Below are 21,654 nucleotides of genomic sequence, written 5' to 3' on the forward strand. Positions count from 1 at the left end.
GGTGTGCTCCAGGAGCGCGTCGATGTCCTCGCGGGACACCTTGGCGATCTCCCCCTGGTACCCCTGCGCGGCGAGCAGCGACGTCGTGATGTCCGCCGAGCTCCGGAAGTACGCGAGCAGCGGCTTGCGCACCTGCCTCAAGACCTCCGCCTCGTCGTCCCCGAGGTACGTGTGCAGCATGCACGTGATGTGGCCCCGGCCCGGGTGCCCGTTGCGGCGCCACGCCTCGCGGTAGAGGGCCACCTTCGGCTTCAGCTCCTCCAGCGAGTGGGCGAAGAGGCCCGTGAGGACGCCCGCGCCCAGCTCGCCCGCGAGCCGGAACGTCTCCGGGTTCGCGGTGGCGGTGAGCCACACGGGCAGCTCCTTCTGCACCGGCTTCGGGCGCAGACCCACCTCCACGGTGACGCCGTTGCCGCCCGGCCGCCGCAGCCGTTCGCCCCGCCAGAGGCCACGCAGCGTCTCCAGGTTTCGCAGCAGGATGTTGCGCCGGTCGGCGTAGTTCCCCGGCGCGAAGACGAAGTCCTGGACGTGCCAGCCCGTGGCCACGGACACGTCGACGCGGCCCTGCGACAGGTTGTCCACGACGGCCCACTGCTCCGCGACGAGCAGCGGATCATGCAGCGGCAGCACGACGCTGCCGGAGCGCAGGCGCAGGTTGCGCGTGATGGCCGCGAGCGCCGCGGAGACCACCGCGGGCTGCGGGTAGATGCCGCCGAAGGAGTGGAAGTGCCGCTCGGGCGTCCAGATGGCGGAGAAGCCGTGCGCGTCCGCGAACTTCGCGCCCTCCATCAGCAGCGTGTACTTGGGCCCGGAGAGCGAGTCCTCGTCGTTGGCGAAGTACGACAGGCTGAGCTGGAGCGGACGCGAGGACTCCTCGGCCGATGCACTCCTACGCGACGCGCTGGCCTCGGAGGGGAAGAGCACGCGCAGGCCGCGCGACAGGGCCCAGAGGGCTTCCAGCTCGGGCTTCTCGGGCGCCGGTTCGGACGCGGCGAGCCAGGTGGTGCCCGGCGCGGGATGAAGCCGCGCATCCAGGCCCGCGAAGAAGCCCGTGAGCGACGTGTGACTCAACGCCCACGCGGGCTGGCCCGCGCCCATGGGCAACAGCCACGCCAGGGACTCCGCGGAGGGAAGCGGAAGCGCCGCGTCTCCTGCCACGGACGGCGCGTCCCCCAGCACTTCTTCCACGTGCAGGACGCGCGAGGACTCCAGGCGCGTGGAGGTGAAGAGCCCCCGCCAGGTCACGAGCCGGGGCACGACGCCGCCTTCCACGGCGTAGACGGCCAGTGAGTCCAGGTCCGTGGGGCCGAGCGCCACCGGAGCGCCACCGGCCTCCAGGACACCCCACAGCGCGGCCAGCTTCTCCGGCGACGCACGCAGGCAGAGCGCCACGGGTTCCCCCGGCTGGAGCCCTGTTTCCCGCAGCCGCAGGGCGAGCCGTCGCGCGCGCGAAGCCAGCTCCCGCCACGTCCAGGTCCGTCCTGCCTGCTCCACGGCGATTGCTTCCGGCTGGCGCAGTGCGTGTTCGCGCAGCCGGGCGGAAAGGACCGGCGCCTGCGTGACGGGCGGAGGGACGGGCCAGGCCCGGCGGTCGGCGTCGGTGGCCAGCGGCAGGCGGGAGAGGGGCTCCTCGGGCCGGGCCAGCGCCGCGCCGAGCAACACCTGGAGATGCTCCAGCATCCGCCGCGCGGTGGAGGCGTCGAACAGCTCCGTCGCGTACTCCAGCGCGCCGTGCACGCGGCCGGGCTCCTCGGTGAGGATGAGCGTCAGGTCCGACAGCGTGGCGCCCCATTGCACGGGCGTGCCCGGTACCTCGATGAAGGTGCCTCGCGCCCCGACGGCCGCCAGCGCGTCGCCGCCCATCTCCAGATTCGAGTGGTAGACGAAGACCGTGTCCGTCATGCGCTCGCGGCCGACGTCCCGGCCGGGGACGAGCTGTTCGACGAGCATCTCGAAGGGCACGTCCGGTCGCGACTGCACGTCGGTGACCTCGCGCCGCACGCGGTGCAGGAGCTCGCGGAAGCTCGGGTCGTCTCCGACGTGCGTGCGGAACGCGGCGGAGTGCGCCACGTAGCCGATGAGCGGCAGCAGCTCCGGCCGCGTGCGGTTGCCGATGGGCGTGCCGACGATGAGGTCCGTCTGTCCGGTGTAGCGGTGCAGCAGCGCGTTCCACGCGGCGAGCACCGTCATGTACGACGTGAAGCCCTCGCTGCGTCCAAAGGCGACGAGCGCCTCGGTGAGCGCCGGTGGGAAGTCCAGCACCATGCGCTCGGAGGTGAGCGGGCAGTTCGCGGGCCGGGGCCGGTCCGTGGGGACGCCGAGCTGCCGGGGCATGCCGGCCAGCCGCTGACGCCACCACTGTTCCTGTTCAGGGAAGCGGGCCTCCGCGAGCGACTGCCGCTGCCACGCGCCGAAGTCCGCGTACTGCACGGGCAGGGGCGCCAGCGGGGACGGCCTGCCCTGGAGGAAGGCGGCGTAGAGCTGCCCCACCTCCTGGAGGAAGAGGGCCGAGGAGAGCGTGTCGCAGACGATGTGGTGGATGGCGCAGACCAGCAGGTGCAGGTCCGCGCGCAGGCGCACGAGCGTGGTGCGCAGCACTGGGCCGTGCACCAGGTCGAAGGGGCGTGCGGCGTCCTCGCGGGCGATGCGGAGGGCAGCCTCCTCGCGTTCCGCTGGCGAGCCCTCCACCTCCACGACGGGAAGCGGGATGCGCACGAAGGGATGGAAGCGCTGCACGGGCCGGCCGTCCACGGCGTCGTAGGTGGTGCGCAGGGCCTCGTGGCGCTGGACGACCTCCTGGATGGCGCGCTCCAGGATGGCGGCGTCGGCGGGGCCTTCCAGGCGCAGGACGAAGGGGATCGTGTAGGCGGACAGGCCGGGCAGGTACTGCTCCAGGCGCCAGACGCGCTCCTGGACGAAGGACAGGGGCAGTGGCTCCGTCCGGGAGCGGGGCACGAGGGGCAACTCGCGCGTGGGCTCCGGGGCGGGGGCGTGCTGGAGCAGCGGCTCGATGCGGGAGGCAAGCCCCGCGACGGTGGGCGCTTCGAAGAGCGCGGCCAGCGGCACCTGGACGTGGAAGGTGTCGCGAAGCTGGTTGAGGAGCTGCGCGGCCATGAGGGAGTTGCCGCCCAGCTCCAGGAAGTTGTCGTCGCGTCCGACGAAGTCCACGCCCAGGCGCTCACGCCACAGCATGGCGATCCGCACCTCCACGTCACCGCGGGGCGCATCCTCACGGCCACCCGGGACCGGCGAAAGAGCAGGGCGCTCGGCCGAGGGCAGCGCCCGCGTGGCCGGAGACAGCGGTGCATGGGTGCCCGTCAATGCGCCCGTGCCCACGGGCAGCGCGGAGGATGGGACCTGGCCCATCGACGCATCAACCGGATGCGCCCGTGAGGTCGGAGCGATCTCCGTTGTGGCGAGAGCGGCCTTGGACGCGGAGGACGAGGATTGGCCCGCCGACGCATCCACCGGGAGCGCAGGCGAGGCCGGAGCGGCCCCCGAGGAAGCGGGAACCGCCGGCTTCGGTGTCGTTGCCTCCGTGGCGGGCACGGCCCTGGAGGCGGAGGACAGGGCCTCCGTCCGGGCCCCAGCCTCGGCGAGGTGATGCGCCGCGGACGTTTGCGCGACGCCGTGTCCGGGACCGCCAGCGTCCACGGAGGGATTGCCCTGGACGCGAGGCTCCACCCAGCAGCGCTTGCGCAGGAACGCGTACGTCGGCAGGTGCACGCGGCGGCGCTGCTCGTGGGCGTAGAACGCGGTCCAGTCCAGCTCCAGGCCCTGCATCCACAGCTCACCCACGCACTGCAACAGCCCCGACTGCTCCGTCGTCGCACCGCCCCGGCGCAGCGAGGCGAGCGCCTTCACGCGCTCCTTGTCCTCGCCCAGGCACGCGCGCATCAGCGGGGTGAGATCCTGGCCGGGCCCCACCTCCAGCAGCACGCCGCAGCCCTCTTCCAGCAGGGCCCCCAGCGCGTCGGTGAAGCGCACGGGCTGCCGCATCTGCGTGGCCCAGTAGTCCGGAGCGCTCAGCTCCCCAGGCCGCGCCAGCGCGCCCGTGAGGCTGGAGACGTACCGCACGGAGGGCTCACTCCGCTGGAGCGAAGCCACCACGCGCGCCAGCTCTCCCATCAACGGCTCCACGTCCGCCGAGTGGAACGCATGACCCGACGGCATGCGCACCGCGCCCGCCTTGCGCTGCTGCAACACAGCCTGGAAGCGCTCCACCTCGTCCACGGGCCCGGAGACGACACACCGGTCCGGCGCATTGATCGCCGCGAGCGTCAGGCGGCCGGAAAGCAGGGACTGGACCTCCGCCGCCGGCAGCGCCACTCCGAGCATCGCGCCCGGAGGCAGCCGGTGCATCAGTTCCCCGCGCGCGACGGCCAGCCGCAGGGCCTCCGGCAGGGACAGCACGTCCGCGACACAGGCGGCGGCGTACTCACCGAAGCTGTGTCCCAGCACCGCGTGCGGGACGATGCCCCACTCCCGCCACAGCCGGGCCAGGGCCACCTGCACCGTGAACAGAGCCGGCAGCGCGACGCGCGTATCGGAGAGCGCGGCGGAGGCCTCGGCCTCCTGGCCCGGTCCAGGACGCAGCAGCGCCTCCACCCGCGAGCGCAGGGGCGCGTCCAGCAACCCAAGGCACGCCTCCACCTGCGCGCGGAACGCCGGCACGGACGCGCACAGCTCCCGTCCCATGCCCACCTGCTGTGAGCCCTGGCCGGAGAAGACGAAGGCCACCCGCTTCCGGCGGGCTCCCTCCACGTCCTTCAACCGCGCGGGCGTGGCAGGCTTGCGAAGCTGCTTCGCCAGGTCCGCCGCATCCCTCGCGACCACCATGCGCCGGTATTCGAAGCCCCGCCGTCCCACGGCCTGCGTGTACGCCGCGTCCGCGAACCCGCTCGCATCGCTCGCGACGTCCACGGAGAACCGGGCCGACAATTCCTCCAGCGCTTCCGGCGAGCGCGCCGACAGCACCCGCAGCGCCAGTTGCTTCGCCGCCGCCTCCAACGCTTCTGGCGAGCGCGCGGACAGCACCTGATCCGCCAGCTTCAACGACGCCGCTTCCAGCGCCTCAGGAGACCGGTCCGCCAGCACGTGCGACGCCAGCGCCAGCGCTCCCGCCTCCAGGGACTCCGGCGAGCGTGCGGACAGCACGAAGAGCTGGTGCGAGCGCGACGTGGGCCCGCTCCGGGCTGCCGGGGCCTCCTCCAGCACGGCGTGCGCGTTCGTCCCGCCCACGCCAAAGGAGCTCACCGCCGCGCGCCGGGGCGTCTTCCCCCGAGGCCACGGCCGCAAGCGCGTGTTGACGAAGAACGGCCCCGCGTCGAAGTCGATGCGCGGGTTCGGCGACTCGAAGTGGAGGCTGGGGGGCAGCTCCTCCTCGCGCAGCGACAGCGCGACCTTGATGAGCCCCGCGAGCCCCGCCACCGTGTCCAGGTGGCCCACGTTCGTCTTGAGCGACGCGAGCGCGATGGTGCCCCGGTGCTCGGGCCCCAGGCCGTAGGCGCGCTGGAGCGCCGCGACCTCGATGGGGTCGCCCAGGGGCGTCGCCGTCCCGTGTGCCTCCACGTAGCCGATGTCCCGCGCCGTCACGCCCGAGCGACGCAGCGCTTGCGTGATGACGGCCGCCTGGCCCTGCACGCTGGGCGCGGTGAAGCCGGACTTGTCGCGCCCGTCGTTGTTGACGGCGGTGGCTCGGATGACGGCGTGGATGGGGTCGCCGTCGCGGACCGCGTCCTCCAGCCGCTTGAGCACCACCGCGGCCACGCCGCTGCCGGAGACGGTGCCCTGGCCCTTCGCATCGAAGGCGCGGCAGTGGCCGTCCGGGGAGTAGATCATCCCCTCCTGGTGCACGTAGCCGGTGCGCTGCGGCACCGACAGCCGCGTCGCGCCCGCGAGCGCCACGTCCGACAGGCCGGACAGCAGGTTCTGACACGCGACGTGCACCGCCACGAGCCCGGTGGAGCACGCCGTGTACACGAGCATGCTCTCGCCGGTGAGCCCCAGCTTGTAGGACACCTTCGTCGGCAGGCTCTGGTAGGTCGCGGTGCCGAACAGCTCGAAGAACGCCGCCGAGTCCAACGGCAGGTGCCGCTGCACCTCGTTCGCGTAGCCGGACTCGTTCGCCCCCGCGAAGAGGGAGATGACGCCGGGGAAGCGCGCGGGGTCGAGGCCCGCGTCCTCCAGCGCGGCCCACGCACACTGGAGGAACATCCGCTGCTGCGGGTCGGTCCACTGCGCCTCGCGCAGGGACATGTCGAAGAACGCGGGATCGAACTGGTCGATGTCCGCGAGCACGCCGTGGGCGGGCACGAACCCCGGGTGCTGTGACAGCTCCACGCCCGGAGGCAGGCCGGGCATGGACTCCAGCTCCTCGGGAGTGAAGCGGGAGATGGACTCCACGCCTTCGCGCAGGTTGCGCCAGAACTCCTCCACCGATGCGGCACCGGGGAAGCGCCCGGACATGCCGATGATGGCGATGGCGTTCGACGGCAGCGCCGCCGTCCCGTCCGTCGCGTGCGCGGACGGCACCGGCGCGGCAGTGGGAACGGACAGCTCAGGCAAGGACACGGACTGCGTGGGCACGGTGGCCGCGCGCGCGCTCAGCCCCTCCCGCTCCAGCCGCCGGGCCAGTCCATGGACCGTGGGGTGTTCGAAGAGCCAGACCACGGGCACATCGCGCTGAAGCGCCTCGTGCAGCCGACTGGCGACGCGGACCACGGTGAGCGACGTGCCGCCCAGGTCCTCGAAGAAGTGGTCGTGGACGCCGACGCTCCGGGCACCCAGCTCCCGGGCCCAGAGGGCGGCGAGCTGTTCCTCCAGCGGATCCGCGGGCTCCACGAACCGGCCCTTGCGAGCACTGGCTGTGACGTCTGGCGCGGGCAGGGCCCGACGGTCCAGCTTGCCGGTGGCGGAGAGGGGCAACACGGGCAGCGGGACGAACGCGGCCGGGACCATGTACTCGGGGAGCCGCTGCCGCAGGTGTTCGCGCAGCGCGGGGACGTCCAGCACGCCCGCGACCACGTAGGCCACCAGCCGCTTGTCGCCGGGCACGTCCTCGCGCACGAGCACGGCCGCGTCGGTGAGGGCGGGCCAGTCCCGGAGGGCGGCTTCGACCTCGGACAGCTCGACGCGGTAGCCGCGCACCTTCACCTGGCTGTCGATGCGGCCCAGGAACTCCAGGCTCCCATCCGCGCGCCAGCGCACGCGGTCGCCCGTGCGGTACACGCGCTCTCCGGGCGTGGTGGCGAAGGGGTGGGGGATGAAGCGCTCGGCGGTGATGTCCGGGCGGGAGAGGTAGCCCCGCGCGAGCCCGTCCCCGCCAATGAGCAGCTCCCCCGGCACGCCCACGGGCACCGGCCGCAGCGAGCCGTCCACCACGAACGTCCGCGTGTTCGGCAAGGGAGGCCCGATGGGGATGGCCTCCGTCCGGACGTCCTCGGGTCGCTCCATGCGGAGGCAGCAGGCGAAGACGGTGGCCTCCGTGGGGCCGTAGCCGTTGACCACCGGCAGGCCCAGCGTCTCCACCACGCGGCGCGTGTGCGTAGGGGACAGCACGTCCCCGCCCACGATGAGCTGCCGCAGCCCGCGCAGCACCTCCAGCTTCACGTCCACCACCTGCGCGAACAGGCCCGCGGACAGGTAGAGCGACGTGACGCCGTGACGGCGGATGACCTGTCCCAGCAGCTCCAGGTCGGTGGGAGGCTGGGGCGGGAAGACGACCAGCCTGCCGCCGGACAGGAGCGGGCCCCACAGCTCCAGCGTCGACGCGTCGAAGGACAGGGGCGCCATCAGCAGGAACGTCTCGTCCGGAGTGAAGCGGGCCCAGCTGGCACCGTGCAGCAGCCGCAGCACGCCCCGGTGCTCCACGGCGACGCCCTTGGGACGGCCGGTGCTGCCGGAAGTGAAGTCCACGTACGCCAGGTTCCGCGAGGAGAGGGCCACGTCCGGAGCGGAGGAGGGCTGCCCCTCCAGGCGCAGCTCCTCCACGAAGACGCACGGCACGCCCTCCGCGGCCGGCAGCGAGGCGCGCAGCGCTCGGGTGGTGACGAGCAGCCGGGGCGGCGCGTCCTCCACCATGAGGGCCAGCCGCCGCGCCGGATACGCGGCATCCAGGGGCACGTAGGCACCACCCGCCTTGAGGATGGCCAGGAGCGTGACGACCAGCTCCACGGAGCGCTCCAGGCACACGGCCACCAACGCATCCGGCCCCACGCCCTGCGAGCGCAGCACCCAGGCCAGCGCATTCGCCCGGGCCTCCAGCTGCGAGTACGTCAGCCGAGCGTCCCCGAACTCCAGCGCGATGGCCTCCGGACGCCGTGCGGCCTGGAGCGCGAAGCGTTCCGCGACGTTCGACTCGCGCGGGTAGTCCACGCCCGTGGCGTTCCAGGTCGTGAGCACCTGCTCGCGCTCCGCGGACGTGAGCCACTCCAGGCGGCTCAGGGGGACGTCCGGAGCGGCGACGACGGCGTCCAGCAACGTCCGCAGGTGGCCGGCCAGCCGCTCCACGGTGGGACGCTCGAAGAGGTCGGTGCTGTACTCGACGACGCCGCGCAGGCCGTCCGGCGCCTCATGCAGCAGCAGGCCCAGGTCGAAGCGCGCGGTGGCGTTGTCCACGGGCACTGGTCGCAGCGTGAGCCCCGGTGCCTTCAGCTCGCCGGTGGGCGCGTTCTGGAGCGCGAACACCGCCTGCACCAGCGGATTGCGGCTCAGGTCGCGAGGCACCTGAAGCTCCTCCACCAGCTTCTCGAAGGGCAGGTCCTGGTGCTCGAAGGCGGCGAGCGCCGTGGCCCGCACCTGGGCGAGCAGTGCGCGGAACGAGTCCCCCGGGCGCACGTGCCCGCGAAGCACCAGCGTGTTCACGAAGAAGCCGACCAGCCCCTCCAGCTCCGACTGGCCGCGGCCCGCGATGGGCGAGCCCACCAGCAGCTCCTCCTGCCGCGAGTACCGCGACAGCAGCACCTGCCACACCGCGAGCAGCGCCATGTACGGCGTCGCGCCTTCCGAGCGGCCCAGCGCCACCAGCCGGTCCACCAAGTCCGACGGCAGGTGCACGGGAAGCAGTGCCCCCTTCGTGGACTGGAGCGCCGGACGCGCCTTGTCCGTGGGCAGCTCCAGCACCAGGGGCGCCCCGGTGAGGTGCTGCTTCCACCACGCCACCTCCCGCGCCAGCACCTCCCCCTGGAGCCAGGAGCGCTGCCACACGGCGAAGTCCGCGGGCTGCACGGGCAGCGGCGGCAACACGGGCGTCCGGCCGGAGGCGAACGCCTCGTAGCCCTCGGCCACCTCGCGGACCAGCACGCCCAGCGACCAGCCATCGGAGACGATGTGGTGCATGCACAGGAGCAACAGGTGTTCCCGCGCCTCCAGATGCAGCAGCCGCGTGCGCAGGACGGGGCCCCTGCCCAGGTCGAAGGCCCGCGCGGCCTCCTCCACTGAGCGCCGCTGGGCTTCGTCCTCGCGGGACTCCCGGGGCACGGTGGTCAGGTCCGTGACGGGCAGCTCCCACGCGCCCGCCGCGTGCACCCGTTGAAGGGGCTGTCCGTCCTTCATCGCGAAGGTGGTGCGCAGGGCTTCGTGGCGGGAGACGACGAGCTCCAGGGCGCGGCGCAGCGCCTCCACGTCCAGCGCGCCGTCCAGCCGCAGCGCGGTGGCGATGTTGTAGTGACTGCCGCCCGGACGGAGCTGCTCCACCACCCACAGCCGCTGCTGCGCGAAGGACAGCGGCAGATCCCGGTCCCGCGACGTGGCGACGAGCGCCGGGATGCGCGGGCCCGCGACGCGCGAGAGGAGCTGCACCTCCACCCGCTCCGTGAGCCGGGCGACGGTGGGCGCATCGAAGAGGGCGCGCAGCGGCAGCTCCACCCCGAAGGTCGAACGCAGCCGGGAGACGAGCTGCGTGGCCAGCAGGGAGTGACCCCCGATGACGAAGAAGTCGTCATGCAGCCCCACCGACTCCAGGCCGAGCAGCTCCTGGAACAGCGTGGCGATGCGCTGCTGGAAGAGGGTCATCCGCTCCGGAGCCACGGGCCCGCTGGCGACCGAGCGCGCATCCGGAGAGGGCAGGGCCTTGCGGTCCACCTTGCCGACGGGCGTGAGCGGCAGCGCGTCCAGCGACACGAACGCGGAGGGCACCAGCGGCGCGGGCAGCCGTTCGGAGACGAAGGCGCGCAGCTCCGCCGCTTCCACAGGAGCGCCCGGCACGTACCACGCCACGAGGCGATCCGCGTTCACCCCGGCCACCGCTGCCTTCACCGACGGGTGCTGCCGGAGGATGGCCTCCACCTCGCTCAGCTCAATGCGGAAGCCGCGCAGCTTCACCTGCGTGTCCATGCGGCCCAGGAAGTCCAACGTCCCATCCGCCAGCCACCGCACGCGGTCGCCCGTGCGGTACAGCCGAGCCCCCGGCACGTCGCCAAACGGTGAAGGGACGAAGCGCTCCGCCGTCAGCGCGGGGCGGCCCAGGTAGGCCCGGGCCAGTCCCTCACCGCCCAGGTACAGCTCGCCTGGGACGCCCACGGGGACGGGCTGCCCTTGCGCATCCAGCACGTACGTCTGGACGCGCGTCATCGGCCGGCCGATGGGCACCGACGTCGCGTGCTCCGGCAGGTCCACGATGTCGTGCGTGGTGACGCCCACGGTGCACTCCGTGGGGCCGTACAGGTTCACCAGCCGGCCCGGGGGCCCCGCGCGCAGCACCGCGCGAGCCGCATCCGCGTTCGCGGCCTCACCCGCGTAGATGACGGTGCGCATCGTGGCGAACGCGTCCGGCACCTCGCGCGCCACGGTGTGGAACAGCGCCGTGGCGAACAGGGCCGTGGTGGCGCCCACCTCGCGCAGCGTGCGCGCCAGATCCGCCGGAGCCAGCGTCACCTCGCGCGGCAGGATGACGAGCCGGGCGCTGTTGAGCAGCGCGCCCCAGACCTCGAAGGTGGCCAGGTCGAACGACGGTGTCCCCGCCTGCACCATGCAGTCGTCCGGCCCCAGCTGGACGTAGTTCGTGTCCCGCACCAGGTGCACGATGGAGTGGTGCGTGATGCCCACGCCCTTGGGCGTGCCCGTGGAGCCCGACGTGTAGAGCACGTACGCCAGCTGCTCCGGCCGCACGGCGACGTCCTCGGAAGCGGGCGCCGGTTCCTGACCGGGCTCCTCCGTGTCCGGCCCCAGGTACACCGTGGGCAGGGAGTGCGCGGGGAGCGCGTCCAGCAGCTCCCGTTGGCCCACCACCGCGGCGACACCCGCGTCCTCGAACATGAACGCGAGGCGGGAGCGCGGATAGGCAGGGTCCATGGGCACATAGCAGCAGCCCGCCTCCAGGATGCCGAGCATCCCCACCACCAGCTCCAGCCCCCGCTCCACGCACAGCGCGACCCGGGCCTCGGGCTTGAGTCCGGAGGCTCGCAGGCGCAGGGCCAGCCGCCGCGCCCGCGCCGCCAGCGCCGAGTAGGTGAGCACCCGCCCCTCGTGCTGGACGGCCACCGCGTCGGGAGTCCGCAGGACCTGGGCCGCGAACAGCTCCGGCACGGTGTGGGGCATCATCGGACGGTGCGTGGCGTTCCAGTCCCCGAGCACGCGCTGGCGTTCCTCGCCGCTGAGCAGCGAATGCTCCCGCACCGGCGCCTCGGGGCGGGCCGTGAGCGCGCCGAGCAACACCTCGAAGTGCGCCATCATCCGGTTGACGGTGGCGGGGTCGAAGAGGTCGGTGCTGAAGTTGAGGTCGCCGCTGAACGCGCCGTCCCGCTCCTGGAGGCTGAAGTCCAGGTCGAACTTCGCGGTGGTGATGGCCCCGCCCCGCAGCGCCAGGCGCAGGCCGGGAAGGTCCAGCGCTGCCACGGGGGCGTTCTGGAACGTGAACGCCACCTGGAACAGCGGAGAGCGGCTCAGGTCCCGAGCGCCTTGCATGCCCTCCACCAGCTTCTCGAAGGGGAGGTCCTGGTGGGCATACGCCGCGAGCGTCGTCGCCTTCACCTGGGCCAGCAGCGTCCGGAACGAGTCCCCCGGGTCGATGCGCGCGCGCAGCACCAGCGTGTTGACGAAGAAGCCGATGAGCCCCTCCGTCTCCGCGCGGTTGCGGTTGGCGATGGCGGAGCCCACGAGCACGTCGTCCTGCCCCGAGTAGCGAGACAGCAGCAACTGGAAGCCCGCGAGCAGCACCATGAACGGCGTGGCGCCTTCCCGGGCCGCCAGCGCCTTCACCGCGTCGGACACGCCCGTGGACAGCGACACGGGAAGCGACGCCCCCCGGAACGACTGCGCGGAGGGGCGTGGCCGGTCGGTGGGTAACTCCAGCGCGGTGGGCGCGCCATGGAGCTGCGCCCGCCACCAGTCCAACTCGGCCTGGAGCACGTCCCCCTGGAGCCAGGAGCGCTGCCACACCGCGAAGTCCGCGTACTGGAGGGGCAGGGGCGCCAGCGCCGGAGCCTGTCCGGCAGCGAAGGCTCGGTACAGCGAGCCCAGCTCGCGCGCGAAGACCCCGATGGACCAACCGTCGGAGACGATGTGGTGCAGCGTGAGGAGCAGCCAGTGACGCCGTGGCTCCAGCCGCAGCAGCACGGCGCGCACGAGGGGCCCCGTGCCCAGGTCGAATGGCCGAGCCGCCTCGGAGGCGGCGTGACGGTGCGCCTCGGCTTCGCGGCGGTCCTCGGGAGTGGCCTCCAGCGAGACGACGGACAGCGTGAGCGTCCCATCGGAGTGGAGCCGCTGGACCGGCGAGTCCCCTTCGGACGCGAACGTGGTGCGCAGGACTTCATGGCGCCGCACCAGGGCCTGGAGGGACCGCTCCAGCGCGGAGGCATCCAGCGCTCCGTCGAGCACCAGGATGCCGGGCACGTTGTAGAAGGCGCTGCCGGGCTGGAGTTGATCCAGGAACCACAACCGCTGCTGCGCGTAGGAGAGCGGCACGGGGCCGGAGCGAGGCACCGCCACGAGCGGCGGAGTGCCAGGGCGGGAGTCGCCCCGCGAGCGCAGCGCCGCCACCCGGACCGCGAGCGTCTCCACCGTGGGCGCGGCGAAGAGGTCGCCCAGCGGCAGCTCCACGCCCAGCGTCGAGCGCACGCGCGACACCACCTGCGTGGCCAGCAGGGAGTGGCCCCCCAGGTCGAAGAAGTCATCGTGGATGCCCACGCGAGCCAGGTGGAGCACCTCGGCGAAGAGGGCGGCGAGCTGTTCCTCCACCGCGTCGCGAGGCGCGACGTACCGGTCCCCGGAGACCACGGGCGCCTCGGGAGCGGGAAGGGCGGAACGGTCCAGCTTGCCGTTGGCGTTGAGGGGCAGGGCTTCCAGCACCACGAAGGCGCTGGGGATCATGTAGTCGGGAAGCCGCTCGTGGAGCGCGGAGCGCAGGGCCTTCCCCTCCAGCGACTCGCCAACGACGTAGGCCACCAGGCGCTTGTCTCCGGCGACGTCCTCGCGCACCACGGCCACGGCTTCCCGCACACCCGGCAGGAGGCGCAAGGCGGCCTCGACCTCGCCCGGCTCGATGCGGAAGCCGCGCAGCTTCACCTGGAAGTCGGTGCGCCCCAGGAACTCCAGCGAGCCATCCGCGCGCCAGCGCGTCCTGTCGCCAGTGCGGTAGAGCCGCGCACCCGGCGTCGTGCTGAACGGATGGGGCACGAAGCGCTCGGCGGTGAGGGCGGGCTGGTGGAGGTAGCCCCAGGCCAGCCCTTCGCCGCCGACGTACAGTTCCCCAGGCATGCCAGGAGGCACCGGCCGCACCGCCGGGTCCAGCACGTAGGCGGTGGAGTGGGGCAGCGGACGCCCGATGGGAACGGAGGTCCCCACCGCGTCGCCCGCATGCATCGGGTGGGTGGCGGAGAAGGTGGTGTTCTCCGTGGGCCCGTAGCCGTTGATCAGCACCGCACCCGGAGGCAACCGGGCCAGGTGTTCCCGCACCCGAAACGCCGGGAGCACGTCGCCGCCCGCCAGCACTTGCGACACGGAGGCGAGCGACTCCGGATGGTGCACGGCCATCTGTTCGAAGAGGGCGGCCGTGAGCCACAGCGTGGTGACCTGGTGCTCGGTGAGGACCGCCGCGATGCGCGCGAGGGACAGCTCGCCCGGAGGCGCCAGCACCAGCCGGGCCCCATGCAGCAGCGCTCCCCAGACTTCGAGGGTGGAAGCATCGAACGCCGCCGGCGCGAGCTGAAGGACGACCTCCTCCGGGCCGAAGCGCATGAAGCCGGTGTCCACCACCAGCCGCAGCACGGCGCGATGCGGAACACAGACGCCCTTGGGCGTCCCCGTGGAGCCCGAGGTGAAGAGGACATAGGCCAGCCGGTCCCCCTCCGAGCGCTGCTCCGGCACGGCGGTCTGCGGACGTGACGCCACCCGGTCCGCGTCCGCGTCCAGCAGCACCAGCGGCGTCATCAGCGAGGGCAGCTCATCCGCGAGCGCCTCCAGCGTAATGACCAGTGCCGCCCCGGACTGCTCCAGCAGGAGGGACTTGCGCTCGGGCGGGGCATGCAGGTCGATGGGGACATAGGCCGCTCCGGCCTTGAGCACGGCCAGCAGCGAAACGATGAGCTCCGGCGAGCGGGGCAACAGCACCGCGACGCGGCTGCCCTCCGCGATGCCCGAAGCGCGCAGGTGGTGCGCGAGCTGGTTCGCCCGGGCCTCCAGCCGCGCATAGGTCAGGTTGCCGGCCTCGGACACGAGCGCCACCGCGTCCGGCGTCCGCGCGACCTGCTCCGCGAAGCGAGCCGGGATGGATCGCGTGGAGAAGTCCCGGACGCCAGAAGCTCCGCTCCAGTCCTCCAGCACCTGGCGCCGTGCCTCCGTGGGCATGAGCGGCAGGAGCTCCACCGGAACCTCCAGCCGAGCGGGAAGCGCCTCCAGCAACGTGGCGTAGCCCCGCATCAGCCCCTGGAGGAAGGCCGCGTCGAAGAGGTCGGAGTTGTAGTGGAGGCTCCCGGTGAAGCCCTCCGGAGACTCTTCCAGGATGAGGCTGAAGTCGTACTTCGACGGCGTGAAGGACGGAGGCAGCTCGCGCAGCATGAGGTCCGGCAGTCGCCACTCCGCGGTGGGCGCGTTCTGGAGGGTGAGGGTGACCTGGAAGAGGGGCGAGTGGCTCGGGTCGCGCGCGGGCTGGAGCTCCTCCACCAGCTTCTCGAAGGGAACGTCCTGGTGTTCGAAGGCGCCGAGCGTGGTGGCGCGCACCTGCGCCAGCAGTGTCTGGAACGAAGCGCGAGGGTCGATGCGCGCACGCAGCACCAACGTGTTGACGAAGAAGCCGATCAACCCCTCCGTCTCCGAACGGGTGCGGCCCGCGATGGGAGCGCCCACGCTGACGTCGTCCTGCCCGGCATACCGCGACATCAGGAGCTGGTACGCGGCCAGCAGCACCATGAACGGCGTGGCGCCGGACTGCCTCGCCACCGCATGCACGCCCTCCATGAGCTTCCGGGGCAGTCGCACCGGAAGCAGGTTCCCCGCGAACGTCTGCACGGCAGGACGAGGCCGGTCCGTGGGAAGCATCAAGAGCGGAGGCGTTCCCGCGAGCTGCTCACGCCACCACGCAAGCTGCGCCTTGAGCACCTCCCCCTGGAGCCACTGCCGCTGCCACGCGGCGAAGTCCGCGTACTGGATGGGAAGTGGCGGGAGCGAAGCCTGCGCGCCGGAAGCAAAGGCCCGGTACAGGGCCACCAGCTCGCGCACGAGCACCCCCGTGGACCAGCCGTCCGAAGCGATGTGGTGCGTGAGCACGAGCAGCACGTGCCGCGTCTCCTCCATCCGCACGAGCACCGCGCGGAAGAGGGGGCCCCGAGCTAGATCGAACGGCTGCTGTGCCTGTTCGGAGATGAAGTCCCTCAGCCGGGCCTCGCGCGCATCGCCGGACCGTTGCACGTGTGTGCCCGCCGCCACGGCACCGATGTCATCTGGCTGTCCCGCGTCACGCGCGTGTTGATCGTGGGCGCTCCACTCCACGGATCGGATGCCACTCCGCCGCGCAGCGGCTTCGCGCGTGCTCGGCGGCAGCGCGTCCACGTCCACGAGTTCAAACGGGCACGCCGCCTGGGCCGCGATGCGCTGGACGGGTCCATGTGCCCCGGTGGCGAACGTGGTGCGCAGCACCTCATGACGCAGGACCAGCGCATCCAGGGCCTGCCGCAGCGCGGGAACGTGGAGCACGCCTTCCAACAGCACGTTCCCAGGCAGGTTGTACGCAACGGAGCCGGGCTGGAGCTGATCCAGGAACCACAGGCGCTGCTGCGCGAAGGACAGCGCCAGCTCTCCATCCCTGGACACAGGCCGCAGGGGCGGCGCCTGAAGACCCGTAATCCGACCCTGCGCCTCATCCAGCACCGAAGCCAGGGCCGCGAGCGTGGGCGTCTTGAACACCGAACGCAGGGGCAGCTCGACCTGCAACGCCGCCCGGATGCGCGAAAGGAGCTGCGTGGCGAGCAGCGAATGGCCGCCCAGCGCGAAGAAGTCGTCATGCACGCCCACGCGCTCCACGCGCAGCAACTCCGCCCACAGCGAAGCCAGCCGCGCCTCCGTGGGCGTGCGCGGCGCCACATACTCGGGAGCCACGGCCGTGACGACGTCCGGCGCGGGCAGTGCCTTTCGGTCGACCTTGCCACTCGCCGTCAGGGGCAGGGCGTCCAGCGGGACGAAAGCACCGGGCACCATGTACTCGGGGAGCTTCTCCGCGAGGAACGACCGAAGGGCCTCCGCGCCCGGCACGTCCGCCCCGCCGACGAGGTACGCCACCAGCCGCGTGTCGCTCGCCGTGACGCCCGCGAGCGCCACGACGACGGCCTGCCTCACGGCGGGGTGCTGCTCCAGCGCGGCTTCAATCTCCCCCAGTTCGATGCGCAGCCCGCGCACCTTCACCTGGAAGTCGGTGCGGCCCAGGTACTCGATGGCGCCGTCGGGCAGCCACCGGGCGAGGTCCCCGGTGCGGTACAGCCGGGCCCCGGGCGTGTCGCTGAACGCGTCCGGGATGAAGCGCTCCGCGGTCAGGTCAGGCCGGTCCAGGTAGCCACGCCCCACCTGCACGCCGCCGATGAACAGCTCCCCGGGCACGCCCTGGGGCACCGGCCGCAGCGACGCATCCAGCAGCCGGATCCACGTATTCGCCACCGGATACCCGATGGGCACGGAACGCCCGAGCGCCCCACGGACGCACTCGTACGCGGTGACGTCCACGGCGGCCTCGGTGGGGCCATAGAGGTTGTGCAGCCGGACGCCGGGCAGCCGCGTCAGGCACCGTTCGGCCAGCTCCAGCGCCAGCGCCTCACCGCTGCAAACCACCCGGTGCAGCGCCGAGCACCGCTCAAGGCCGGACGCGTCCAGGAACGCCTGGAGCATGGACGGCACGAAGTGCGTGACGGTGACGCGCTCCCGGGCGATGAGGTCCGCCAGATAGTCCGGCTCCTGGTGTCCTCCGGGCCGCGCCACCACCAGCCGAGCGCCCGTCATCAGTGGCAGGAAGAACTCCCACACGGACACGTCGAAGCTGAACGGCGTCTTCTGCAACACCGCATCGTCCGGCGACAGCGGCAGCGCCCCCTGCATCCACAGGAGCCGGTTGACGATGCCGGCGTGCGCGTTCATCGCGCCCTTCGGCCGCCCCGTGCTCCCGGAGGTGAAGATGACGTACGCCAGGGCGTCCGCGGAGCCCACCGGAGGAAGCACCGAGGACGGCTGCCGCGCCACCTCCGCCCACTGGGAGTCCAGCCAGAGCGCCGGCACGGCCTCACCGGCCGGCAGCCGCGCCGCCAGCCGCTCCTGGAGGAGCACCATGGCGGGCCGGGCATCCTCGAACATCCACGCGAGCCGCCGCGCGGGCAGGGACGGATCCAGGGGAACGTACGCTCCTCCCGCCTTCAACGTCGCGAGCAGCGCCACCACGAGCTCCAGCGACCGCTCCAGCATCAATCCAACGCGAACGTCCGGCCCCACCCCCATCGACCGCAGGTGCCACGCGAGCTGGTTGGCCCGCGCATCCAGCTGCGCATACGTGAGCGCCGTCTCCCCAAACGTGACGGCCACCGCGTCCGGCGTGCGAGCCACCTGCGCTTCCACGAGCTGATGCAGCAGCACCCCACGCGGGTGCGCCTCGCGAGGCCCGTTCCACGCCTGGAGCACGCGCTGCCGCTCCGCCGCATCCAGCAGGGCCAGCTCCGACAGGCGCGCCTCCGGCCGTGAGACGGCGTCCTCCAGCAGGACCCGCAGGTGGCCCATCAGCCGCACCATCGTGGCCTCCTCGAAGAGGGCGGTGCGGTACTCGGCGGTGAGGCGCAGGCCGTCAGCCTGTTCGAAGGCGAAGAGGGTCAGATCGAACTGCGCGAAGCCGCTGTCCACGAGTTGCGCGTCCAGCGACAACCCCGGCAGCCGCACGGCCGGAAGGGGCGTGTTCTGCAGGACGAACATCACCTGGAAGAACGGCGGCACGTCCAGGTGGCGCGGAGGCTGGAGGACCTCCACCAGCTTCTCGAAGGGCACGTCCTGATGGGCGAAGGCCTCCACCGACGTCGCCTGCACGCGGCTGATGAGCGCGCGGAACGACGGGTCCCCCGCGAGCGATGTGCGCAGCGCGAGCGTGTTGACGAACAACCCGACCAGCGGCTCCAGCTCCGCGCGCGAACGTCCCGCGACAGGCGTGCCGACCGTGAGGTCATCCTGGCCGGAGTAGCGCAGGAGCAGCAGCTTGAAGCCCGCGAGCAACACGGTGAACAGGGTGGTGCCCTCCTGTCCCGCCAGGGCCGTGAGCCGCTGGATCAGCGCGCCCGGCAGCATCGAGGACACGGTCGCGCCGCGGCTGTCCGCCTGTCCGGTCCGGGGCCGGTCCGTGGGCAACGACAGCACGGCCCGCGCATCCAGCCGCGCACGCCACACGTCGAGCGCCGCCTCCAGGGCCTCGCCCTTCAACGCCTCGCGCTGCCACACGGAGAAGTCCCCGTACTGCAACGCCAGCGAGGGCAGCTCGGGTGTTCCCCCTGAAGCCAGGGCTTCGTAGACGACGCCCAGCTCGTGCACCAGCAGGCCCATGGACCAGCCATCGGACACGGTGTGATGCATCGCGAGCAGCAGCAGGTGTTCGGCCGGAGAGACGGCGAACAGCACGGCGCGCAGCAGGGGCCCCTGCTCCAGGTCGAACGGCGCGCGGGCCTCCTCGTGCAGCCGGCGCCAGGCCTCCTCGGCGTCAGCTACCGGCACGACGGGAAGGGGCACGTCCAGTTCGGGCGCGATGCGCTGCCACGGCCGGCCGTCCTGCTCCACGAAGGTGGTGCGCAGCACCGCGTGGCGGCGCACCACTTCGTTCAGGCTGCCCGCCAGTGAGGGCACGTCGAGCCGTCCCGCCAGGCGCACTGAAAAGAGCAGGTTCAACCCGGCCTGCCCTGGCGCCAGCCGCTCCTGGAACCACATGCGCTCCTGACCGAACGACGCCGGGACACGCGACGTGGGGCGGCGCTTCTCGCGCAGCAGTTCCGCCAGCCGCGCGCGCTTCTGCTCAGGGGTGGACGCCATGGGCCTGCGACTCCTTGGAGGGGGACTCGCGAACGCACGGGAAGGCGGTGTGACGGCTTCCCCGGCTCGCGAGCGCGCGGGATAGTAGACAGGCCCTCCGACACGGCCGCAGCGATTTGCGCACGGGGGCCTGGCTGTCAGCCCGCTCGGGCGCGCGGAGGCACGAAGAGGGGAACAGCGCGGGAATTCCGCTCCACGCCCGGTGTCTGGTCACATGTCTCAGCGGTGTTTCACCGTGGAGTTGGAACGCCCGCGCCTGATGTTTCCACTAGACTTCGGGAATGCCCGAGTCCTCCCTGATCCGCGAAGCCGTGAGCACCGACGCCGCGCGGCTCACGCAGGTCCTGCGCGACGCCTTCGAGGAATATCGGGGCCACCTGGATCCGCCCTCCAGCGCGCACGGCAAGACGGAGGCCGTGGTGAGGCGCGAGCTTTCGGACGGCGGCGCCTTCGTCGCGGAGGCGGACGGCGTCCTCTTCGGCTGCGTGTTCTTCCATCCGAAGGCGGACCACCTGTACCTGGACCGGCTCGCGGTGCTGCCGTCGTATCGGGGGCAGGGTGTGTCGCTGCGCCTCATGCAGGCGGTGGAGTCCCGAGCGCGCGAACTGGGCCACACGCGCGTGCGACTGTCGGTCCGGCTCGCGCTCACGTCGCACCATGCGTGGTATGCGCGCCAGGGCTACGGCTTCCATTCCCACGGCACGCACGCGGGCTACACGTCGCCCACGTTCCTGGTGCTGGAGAAGGTGCTCTGACTCAGCCCCGAGGGGGCACGGTGATGCGGCGGCCCTCCCGGTCGCTCTGGAGCGCGGCCTGGATGACGCGCACCGTCTCGCTCGCGCTCAGGGCCGTCACGGGCACCGGCGCGCCGTGGAGGATGGCGGCGCCGAGTTGCTGGTAGAACTGGCCGTAGTCACCGGGCACGGTGGCGACGGTTTCTCCCGAGGCCAGCAACCGGCCATGGCGCTCCACGGGTTCGCGGCCGAAGTCCGGATGGCCGGGACGCAGGCCGGCTTCGAGCTGGCCCTCTTGCGGATCCAGCGCGGACTTCACGTACGCATCCCGGTCCCCCTGCAACACGAAGCGGGGCCACGGGTCGTGCACCACGGAGCCGGAGTGCAGCACCACGCGCAGCGTGCCGAAGCGCAGCACCAGGTGGAACCAGTCCGTGCCCTGCGCCCCCGGACGCTGCCGGCCCAGGTCCGCGGCCACGGACTCCGGCAGGCCGAAGAGCTGTACGGCCTGATCAACGAGGTGCGAGCCCAGGTCCCACAGCGTGCCACCCCCGGCCACGTCCTGTTCCTTCCAGCGCGCCTTGACCTGGGGCCGGAAGCGGTCGAAGTGGCTTTCCACGCTGTAGAGCGTCCCCAGCCGTCCCTGCTTCAGCAACTGGCGTACGGTGAGGAAGTCGCCGTCCCAGCGCCGGTTATGGAACACGGTGAGGCACAGCCCCCGCTCCTTCGCGAGCGCGTCCAACCGAAGCGCTTCGTCCGCGTCCAGCGCGAAGGGCTTCTCCACCACCACGTGCTTGCCCGCGCGCAGCGCCCGTTCCGCGAGCGACGCATGCAGGTCATTGGGCGTGCACACCACGAGCACATCCAGGTCCGGATCCGCCAGCAGTGACTCCACGGTGCCGGTGCGCACGCCCGGCCAGTCGCGAGCCACGGCCTCCGCGCGGCTCGAAGCCACGGCGGCCAGGGTGAACGCGGGCTCCGCGGCGATGAGGGGCCCATGGAAGCGCGAGCCGGACAGGCCATAGCCAAGCAGGCCCACCCGCAACGGGGAGCCAGGGACGCGAGCGGAGGTCATGGGCCGGGAGGGTAGCGGGAAGTGGCCCCGGTGCGGACAGCCATGAGGCCCTGTCCCTGCCGCCTTCCCGACACCGCCGCGACCGACAGGCCGACAGCAGTCGGTCACGCATGCTGCGACCCGAAGCGCTCCTCGAAGCCGCGCCCCTCGTGGAGCGCAGTGGTGGGCCGGCACGGTGGGCTTGAGCGGAAGCCAAGGCGGGGCCATGGGCAGAGGCGCCCCGCCGGGAGCGATGTCCGCCAACTGGTCCGACAGTCGGACCAGTTCGCGCCACTTCGGCCCCGAGGCCGGCCCTGTCCCAGCAGGGGATGCGGGTGGATTGCCCACGCGTCCATGTCAGACCCCTCTGGTTGGATGGGCGAAGCATTGGCG

General features: G+C 72.2%; 3 protein-coding genes (1 of these 3 cut by a window edge). 1 reads left to right on the forward strand and 2 read right to left on the reverse strand.

Annotation, left to right across the window (positions count from 1 at the left end):
• Window positions 1–19,473: the 5' portion of a non-ribosomal peptide synthase/polyketide synthase gene (locus AABA78_RS28760; RefSeq protein ID WP_338267841.1), read on the reverse strand. 12,921 nt of this gene lie to the left of the window's left edge; the window shows 19,473 of its 32,394 coding nt (coding positions 1–19,473); the start codon lies at window positions 19,471–19,473; the stop codon falls past the left edge of the window.
• Between the two features lie 281 nt (window positions 19,474–19,754).
• Here AABA78_RS28760 and AABA78_RS28765 point away from each other — a divergent pair, with 281 nt between their 5' ends.
• The gene (locus AABA78_RS28765) at window positions 19,755–20,228 is read left to right on the forward strand and encodes a GNAT family N-acetyltransferase (RefSeq protein WP_338267843.1); all 474 of its coding nucleotides are present in this window, start codon (window positions 19,755–19,757) and stop codon (window positions 20,226–20,228) included.
• 1 nt (window position 20,229) lies between these two features.
• On the opposite strand, the gene AABA78_RS28770 is transcribed toward AABA78_RS28765, so the two are convergent.
• Window positions 20,230–21,246, reverse strand: a complete 1,017-nt coding sequence (locus AABA78_RS28770; RefSeq protein ID WP_338267844.1) for an oxidoreductase — start codon at window positions 21,244–21,246, stop codon at window positions 20,230–20,232.
• Window positions 21,247–21,654 lie beyond the last annotated feature (408 nt).

The organism is Corallococcus caeni (genome assembly GCF_036245865.1).
Taxonomy (GTDB): domain Bacteria; phylum Myxococcota; class Myxococcia; order Myxococcales; family Myxococcaceae; genus Corallococcus; species Corallococcus caeni.

What these genes read in the sequence shown, in the direction of transcription:
- AABA78_RS28765 (WP_338267843.1), top strand. Translation starts at nt 19,755, where the DNA reads ATGCCCGAGTCCTCCCTGATCCGCGAAGCCGTGAGCACCGACGCCGCG.